Below are 5,622 nucleotides of genomic sequence, written 5' to 3' on the forward strand. Positions count from 1 at the left end.
TCCGGATGCTGCTCTGCGACCCGCCTCATGTGGTGAGCCGGATCTGGTTCGACTGCACGCCGAAGGGCAGCTTTCTCGGCCTTGCGGTGAACGGCAGGAAGGTCGCCTTCGCCGAGAGCGTGATCTACCAGTTCCGCGGCGGGAAGATCGCCCGAGTATGGTCGATCGTCGACAAGGCCGCCATCGAGGCGCAGCTTTAGGGTACCGGTCTCTTCTTCTGTCCTTGCATGACGTGGGCCGGCGAAGCCCGGGCTCCGCCGGCCGCCTTTCCGTCTATTCTGCCGTCAGAAAGTCCACGACCAGCGGGTTGAGGGCATCAGGGCACTCCTCCGTCAGCCAGTGGCCGCATCCGGGCAGCACCACGTCCCGGACATTCACGGCATACTCTCTCAGTTGGTCGCCCTGGAACTCGCCCAGCCCGCCCTGGCCGCCGCCGCCGATCGCGAGCACCGGCATGGCCAGCTTGGTCGCCGCGAGGGGCTTGTTGCGCCGGGCAGTCTCGTTGAGCGCGCGGTAATACTCGAAACTGCCGTGCAGCGTGTGCGGCTTGGCGAAGGACCGGCCGTAAAGATCCATATGCGCCGGGGTGAACACGTCCTGGTTGGTGGCGTGGGCCTTGATGAAATGCTCGAGGAAGAAGCGCTCGTTGCCGGTCACCAGCCGCTCGGGAAGGAGGTTCCCGGCCGAGAAGAAGCTGAAATGCCAGACGAGCGATTCTCCTTCCGGGGTGAAGGCCGGGAACTGGTACAGTCGATCATCGGGGATCGGCGCTTCCATGTAGACGAGCCGACGGATGTCGGCCTGATGCGCGGCCACCATCGGGTAGGTGTTCCAGATGCCGATGTCGTGCGCCACCAGATCGAACGGCGCGTCCGGGCTGAAGCTCTTGGCGAACTGGTGGAGCAGTCGCGCCACGTCCTGGCCGGCATAGGATTGCGGTATTCCGGAAAGACCGAGCGCCGGCAGGTCCACCGCAACGACCGTGTGGGTCTCGGCGAGCAGCGGCATCAGCCGGACCCATTCGTACCAGGTCTGCGCGAAGCCATGAACGAGCAGGACCAGCGGGCCCTCGCCGCCTTTGAGGTAGTGCAGGTCGACCCCATCCACCTGAAGGTAGCCGGGGACGAACCCGGCAGGTGCCGGGAACTCTTCCTGCGCCGTGGAGGCTGCAGCCGCCGCGACCGGCATCATGGCAGGGAGTGCGGTGGCCAGGGCGAGCGCTACCGCGCCCTGCTTCAGCAAGGTGACGAACATCGCTGGATCTCCAGGGTTGATAGTGGATTCAGGCATGCATGCGCGGGCCGGGCGGAAAACCATGCCGGTCCGCGCGGAAGGCGATGCCGAGGGCGAGGAGGGAGAGTGCCAGTACCGCCCAGGGAAAGGCGCCGGCGCCGAAGTGGTCGAGCAGCAGGCCGCCCAGGATGCCGCCTGCCGCGATCGCGCCGTTCCAGACGGTGGTGACCATGGCGTTGGCGAGGTCGACGCCGCTGCCGGCAGCGTCGGCCGATGCGGTCTGGAGCTGCGTCGCAGCACCGCCGAGAACGGGCGGCGAACCGGGAGGCATTCCTCGCCTGCGTCAAAGCCGGGGTCGACGAGGGCAGCTTGCGGCCGGCGACCGACTTGGTCGGGCTGGCGACGCTCTATGAGGGGCTGCTGGTCGGCCTGTCGATCCAGGCACGGGATGGCGTTCCCGCCGGTGCCATCGATGCGGCCATCACCCAGGCCCTGCTCGCCTGGGATGCCAATTGCCGGGAACCAGCGCCCGCGTGAGCCAGCGGATGTCCGGCGGGCGCCGCTTCAGTCCTCGTAGGAGTGGCCGGCGCGCAGGCCGTCGCGGATCCGGCGGGACAGTTCGGCGAATTCGGGCGTCTCGCGGATGTCCAGGGTCCGGTCCGGCGGGAAGTCGCTGTCGATCACGTCCAGGATCCGGCCGGGCCGGGGCGACATCACCACGATCCGGGTCGACAGGAAGGCGGCCTCGGCGATCGAGTGGGTGACGAACACCACGGTCTTGCCGGTGGTCCGCCACAGATGGAGGAGCTGGGCGTTCAGGTGGTCGCGGGTGATCTCGTCCAGCGCGCCGAACGGCTCGTCCATGAGCAGGAGGTCCGGCTCGAACGACAGGGCGCGGGCGATCGAGACGCGCTGCTGCATGCCGCCGGAAAGCTGCCAGGGATGCTTCTGCTCGAAGCCTTCGAGGTTCACGAGCCGCAGGTTGCGGCGCGCTCGCTCGCGGCGCTCGGCGGCAGGGATGCCCATGATCTCCAAGGGCAGGGTGACGTTCCGCTCGACCGTACGCCAGGGGTAGAGGGCCGGGGCCTGGAACACATAGCCGTAGCCGCGCTGGCGGCGGTTCTCCTCCGGCGTGCGGCCGTTCACCGTGATGGTGCCGCCGGTGGGCTGCTCCAGGTCGGCGATCACGCGCAGGAGCGTGGTCTTGCCGCAACCCGAGGGGCCGATCAGGGATACGAAGGCGCCCTTCTCGATGCCGAGCGAGACATCGGACAGCGCATGGACCGGGCCGTCACGGGTCTGGAATACCAGTTCCATGCCCCGGGTCTCGACCACCGGGCCGGTGGTGGCCGCCGCTCGCGTCATCGTGGAAGTCTGCACCCTGGCCTGGTCCTGCCGGTTCGCCGCACGCAGCGAGCCTAGGGGCAGACGCCCGCCAGGACCAGAGCCGGGCGGGCGTGGCGAGGATCAGTTCAGCCGGCCAGCCGGTCGACCTGGGCGCGCCTGGCCAGGCGGCGCTGCTCGACCGCGCGGGCCAGCTTCTCCAGCACCTCGACCGAGGTCGCCCAGTCGATGCAGCCATCGGTGATGCTCTGGCCGCGCACCAGCGGCACGCCCGGCTTCAGGTCCTGGCGGCCGGCCAGGAGGTGGCTCTCGATCATGACGCCCATGATCCGCTCCTCGCCGCCCGCCAGCTGCCGGGCGACGTCGTCCATGACCAGCGGCTGGTTCTCGGGCTTCTTGGCGCTGTTGGCGTGGCTGGCGTCGATCATCAGCCGCGGCTGGACCTTGCAGCGCAGGGCTTCGTCGGCCGCCGCCGCGACGCTTGCGGCGTCGTAGTTGGGCTGCCTGCCGCCGCGCAGGATGATGTGGCAGTCGGCGTTGCCGGCGGTGTGGGCGATGGCGGAGCGACCGGACTTGGTCACCGCCAGGAAGTGGTGGGGGTGCGAGGCCGACATCACCGCCTCGGCGGCGATCCGCACGTTGCCGTCCGTGCCGTTCTTGAAGCCGACCGGGCAGGACAGGCCCGAGGCCAGCTCGCGATGGACCTGGCTCTCGGTGGTGCGCGCCCCGATCGCCGCCCAGGTCACCAGGTCGGCGATGTACTGGGGCGTGGTCATGTCCAGGAACTCGCAGGCGGCCGGCACGCCCAGATCGGCCACGTCGCTCAGCACGCCGCGGGCCAGGCGCAGGCCCTTGTCGATCCGGAAGCTGCCGTCCAGGTCCGGATCATTGATCAGGCCCTTCCAGCCGACCGTGGTGCGCGGCTTCTCGAAATAGACCCGCATCACGACCTCGAGCTGGCCCTCGAAGCGGCGGCGCTGCTCGGCGAGCAGGCCGGCATATTCCAGGGCCACCTCGGGATCGTGGATCGAGCAGGGGCCGATCACCACGGCGAGACGGTCGTCCCGGCCGTGCAGGATGTCCTGGAAGGCCGTGCGTCCCGCCAGCACGGTGCGGGTGGCGGCGTCGCTGCGGGGGATCTCCTGGATCACTTCCGCAGGGGTGCTGAGCTCGGTGATCTCGCGGATGCGCAGATCGTCGGTTGCGGTCGACATGGGCGGGAACTCCAAGGGTTCGGGCCATACCGGCGGCAACAAAAAAGCCGCCAGTGGGGCTGGCGGCTGTTCCGGGATATTTCGCTTCAGTTCATCCGATCGCGCACCCCGATACCTCCGCCCTTGGCCTGCGGTAGCCAAAAAACCAGAAGTAGGTGCCGGTAGCGATCATGAACGGGCTTATAGGCGTGGCGGATCGGCTTGTCACTCTCGCATTCGTCCGAAACCGGCCTGCGCGTGACCTCCGTGCGCGGGCAGTGACCGATCGTCGGGCAGGATTCGCCAGGATCTTCCACTGGTTTCCAGAAACTTCCACGAGGGGGGGCGGGACTTCCTGACACCAGCGTGCGATCCACCGACGATGGCGCGGGCGGACTCATCGGTCTGCTGGGCACATCCTACGGCCGGGAGGAATACATGACGACCAGTCCGCAGCCTGCTCTGGGCATTGGCCGCATCCGCCGCTCGTTCCTGGGCATGCTCGTGGCGGGGCTGCTCCTGGGCGCCGGAACGCTCCCTGCCGCCGCTGCCGGCCGCGAGGGTCTGCGGGCGGAGATGACGGAGGCGCTGCAGGAGTACCTTGCGGCGCGCCGCAAGGTCGAGATGATCAGCGGGGTCTCCGCCTTCGTCAGCCTGAAGGATGGCGAGACCGGGATCAGCGCCGTCGCTGGCACCACCAAGTACTTCGACAGCGGCGAGCGGGTCACGCGCCGGACCCTCTACGAGATCGGCAGCAACACCAAGCAGATGACGGCGGCGGTCCTGCTGCAGCTCGAGGCCAAGGGGCTGCTCGACATCGACCAGACGGTCGGGGACTGGCTGCCGCAGTACAAGGCCTGGCGGCATGTCAGCATCCGCCGCCTGCTCAACATGACCAGCGGCATCCCGACCTATACGGAGGCGCCGAGGTTCATGGACATCCAGGCGAGCCGCCCGAACCAGCACTTCACGCCGGAACAGCTGGTCGCCTTCGCCTACCCGACGCCCAAGAACCAGCTGCCGCCCAGCACGGGCTGGTTCTATTCGAACACCAACTACATCCTGGCCGGCATGATCGCGGAGAAGGCATCCGGCAGAAGCATGAAGCAGCTCTACCAGAGCTTCATCTTCGACCCGCTCTACATGAAGGACAGCTATTACGAGCCGTGGGCCCTGCCCGAGAGCGTGATCGCCCGGATGTCGAGCGGCTACTTCAACAACCCGACCTGCGGCGAGTACGAGCCGGACTGCACCGTGGCGCCCTTGGCCCCGCTGGTGGGCAAGGACATGCGCCGCGCCGACATCAGCTGGACGGGGGCGGCCGGCGGGGTCGTGTCGACGCCGCGCGACCTGCAGCGCTGGGTGCGCGGCCTGTTCGGCGGGCGCGTCCTGCCGCCCAGGCAGCTCGAGGAGATGCTGGAGCTGGTCTCGTCGGAAACCGGAGAGCCCATCCGCGAGACCACGGCCAAGGAGCCGCGCGGCTTCGGCCTGGGCGTGGCGGCGGTCTATGTGCCCGGCCTCGGGCATTTGTGGTTCTACGAGGGCATGACGCTCGGCTACCGGGCGGTCTATTTCTACTTTCCCGAGGACGACCTGGTGGTCACGGTGATCACCAACAGCCAAGCGCCGGAAGGAAAGGACGAGCTCCCGCCTTTGGCGCTCAGGCTGTACGAGATCATCAAGGATCGGCCGGCGCCGGACGATGGTCCCGAAGCCCCTGAGGATTTCGACTGAGATCCGGGAAGGCCAGTTTCGTGCCGGCGTCAGACCGGCCCGACGAGCCATGACAGCGCGTAGAGCCAGCCCAGCAGCGTCGCGACCGACAGGAGCGTCGTGATCGAGACCGTGGCGG

The 5,622-nt window shown here is 68.2% G+C and carries 7 protein-coding genes; 3 read left to right on the forward strand and 4 right to left on the reverse strand.

Annotated features, from left to right (window positions below):
• Nucleotides 1-200, forward strand: a 200-nt coding sequence (locus VNS22_RS25795) for an ester cyclase (RefSeq protein ID WP_325737655.1), incomplete at its 5' end; no start/stop codon positions are given.
• A gap of 73 nt (nt 201-273) precedes the next feature.
• On the opposite strand, the gene VNS22_RS25800 is transcribed toward VNS22_RS25795, so the two are convergent.
• Together VNS22_RS25800 and VNS22_RS25805 are read right to left on the reverse strand one after the other, a co-directional pair.
• Nucleotides 274-1,254 carry an alpha/beta fold hydrolase gene (locus VNS22_RS25800; RefSeq protein WP_325737656.1) on the reverse strand — a complete coding sequence of 327 codons (981 nt, stop codon included), beginning with the start codon at nt 1,252-1,254 and terminating at the stop codon, nt 274-276.
• A gap of 28 nt (nt 1,255-1,282) precedes the next feature.
• Nucleotides 1,283-1,564 carry a hypothetical protein gene (locus tag VNS22_RS25805; protein ID WP_325737658.1) on the reverse strand — a complete coding sequence of 94 codons (282 nt, stop codon included), beginning with the start codon at nt 1,562-1,564 and terminating at the stop codon, nt 1,283-1,285.
• Between the two features lie 38 nt (nt 1,565-1,602).
• On the opposite strand from VNS22_RS25805, the gene VNS22_RS25810 reads away from it, so the two are divergent.
• Complete coding sequence (locus VNS22_RS25810; protein WP_325737660.1) at nt 1,603-1,770, forward strand: hypothetical protein; 168 nt, start codon at nt 1,603-1,605, stop codon at nt 1,768-1,770.
• 27 nt (nt 1,771-1,797) lie between these two features.
• Here the strand turns inward: VNS22_RS25810 and VNS22_RS25815 are convergent, their stop codons facing one another.
• Together VNS22_RS25815 and VNS22_RS25820 are read right to left on the reverse strand one after the other, a co-directional pair.
• Nucleotides 1,798-2,598 (reverse strand): ABC transporter ATP-binding protein, encoded by an 801-nt coding sequence (locus VNS22_RS25815; protein WP_325737662.1) that lies wholly within the window; start codon nt 2,596-2,598, stop codon nt 1,798-1,800.
• A 107-nt stretch (nt 2,599-2,705) separates the two neighbouring features.
• Nucleotides 2,706-3,791: a 3-deoxy-7-phosphoheptulonate synthase gene (locus VNS22_RS25820; RefSeq protein WP_325737664.1), complete on the reverse strand. Its 1,086-nt coding sequence runs from the start codon at nt 3,789-3,791 to the stop codon at nt 2,706-2,708.
• Nucleotides 3,792-4,208: 417 nt separating this feature from the next.
• Between VNS22_RS25820 and VNS22_RS25825 the strand changes: the two genes are divergently transcribed.
• Complete coding sequence (locus VNS22_RS25825) at nt 4,209-5,504, forward strand: serine hydrolase domain-containing protein (RefSeq protein WP_325737666.1); 1,296 nt, start codon at nt 4,209-4,211, stop codon at nt 5,502-5,504.
• Nucleotides 5,505-5,622: the final 118 nt, after the last annotated feature.

The sequence above is a fragment of the Geminicoccus sp. genome, assembly GCF_035556675.1.
Lineage (GTDB): Bacteria > Pseudomonadota > Alphaproteobacteria > Geminicoccales > Geminicoccaceae > Geminicoccus.

Coding starts and splice junctions, on each gene's coding strand:
- VNS22_RS25800 (WP_325737656.1), bottom strand. CDS start 1,254: ATGTTCGTCACCTTGCTGAAGCAGGGCGCGGTAGCGCTCGCCCTGGCC.
- VNS22_RS25805 (WP_325737658.1), bottom strand. CDS start 1,564: ATGCCTCCCGGTTCGCCGCCCGTTCTCGGCGGTGCTGCGACGCAGCTC.
- VNS22_RS25815 (WP_325737662.1), bottom strand. CDS start 2,598: ATGACGCGAGCGGCGGCCACCACCGGCCCGGTGGTCGAGACCCGGGGC.
- VNS22_RS25820 (WP_325737664.1), bottom strand. CDS start 3,791: ATGTCGACCGCAACCGACGATCTGCGCATCCGCGAGATCACCGAGCTC.
- VNS22_RS25825 (WP_325737666.1), top strand. CDS start 4,209: ATGACGACCAGTCCGCAGCCTGCTCTGGGCATTGGCCGCATCCGCCGC.